Origin of the sequence: Clostridioides sp. ZZV14-6150, assembly GCF_020657875.1 — a bacterium.
Taxonomy (GTDB): domain Bacteria; phylum Bacillota; class Clostridia; order Peptostreptococcales; family Peptostreptococcaceae; genus Clostridioides.
Genome location: NZ_JAGWDA010000045.1, coordinates 1 through 1,157, shown reverse-complemented (window position 1 = coordinate 1,157; position 1,157 = coordinate 1). Strand labels below are relative to the sequence as shown.

Annotated in this window: 1 rRNA gene; it reads right to left on the bottom strand. The window is 51.6% G+C overall.

What is annotated here, in order from left to right:
- Positions 1-6: 6 nt before the first annotated feature.
- Positions 7-1,157 (bottom strand): 23S ribosomal RNA (locus tag KGF41_RS20455); the annotation flags it as partial.

Here is a 1,157-nt window from a genome sequence, read left to right as displayed (position 1 = left end):
TAAATATTGGTCAAGTCCTCGACCTATTAGTATCGATAAGCTAAATACATTGCTGCACTTACACCTTCGACCTATCAACCAGATAGTCTTTCTGGGGTCTTACCCTTGCGGTGGGAAATCTTATCTTGAAGTTGGCTTCGCGCTTAGATGCTTTCAGCGCTTATCCATTCCGTACATAGCTACCCAGCCATGCCCTTGGCAGAACAACTGGTACACCAGAGGTACGTCCATCCCGGTCCTCTCGTACTAAGGACAGGTCTCCTCAAATTTCCTACGCCTGCGACGGATAGGGACCGAACTGTCTCACGACGTTCTGAACCCAGCTCGCGTACCACTTTAATGGGCGAACAGCCCAACCCTTGGGACCTACTACAGCCCCAGGATGTGATGAGCCGACATCGAGGTGCCAAACCTCCCCGTCGATGTGGACTCTTGGGGGAGATAAGCCTGTTATCCCCAGGGTAGCTTTTATCCGTTGAGCGATGGCCCTTCCACGCAGAACCACCGGATCACTAAGTCCGATTTTCATCCTTGCTCGACCTGTATGTCTTGCAATCAAGCTCTCTTTTGCCTTTACACTCTACGTACGATTTCCGACCGTACTGAGAGAACCTTTGAGCGCCTCCGTTACCTTTTGGGAGGCGACCGCCCCAGTCAAACTGCCCACCTGACAGTGTCCCAAGACCAGATTCATGGCCTATGGTTAGAGTCCCAGTACTACAAGGGTGGTATCCCAAGGATGGCTCCGCCAAAACTGGCGTCCTGGTTTCAAAGCCTCCCACCTATCCTGTACATGTAGTACCAAGACCCAATGTCAAGCTACAGTAAAGCTCCATGGGGTCTTTCCGTCCTGTCGCAGGTATCCGGCATCTTCACCGGAATTACAATTTCACCGAGTCTGTTGTTGAGACAGTGCCCAAATCGTTACGCCTTTCGTGCGGGTCGGAACTTACCCGACAAGGAATTTCGCTACCTTAGGACCGTTATAGTTACGGCCGCCGTTTACTGGGGCTTAAGTTCACTGCTTCGATTGCTCTAACAGATCCCCTTAACCTTCCAGCACCGGGCAGGCGTCAGCTCCTATACATCGTCTTGCGACTTAGCAGAAACCTATGTTTTTGGTAAACAGTCGCTTGGGCCTATTCTCTGCGGCCACC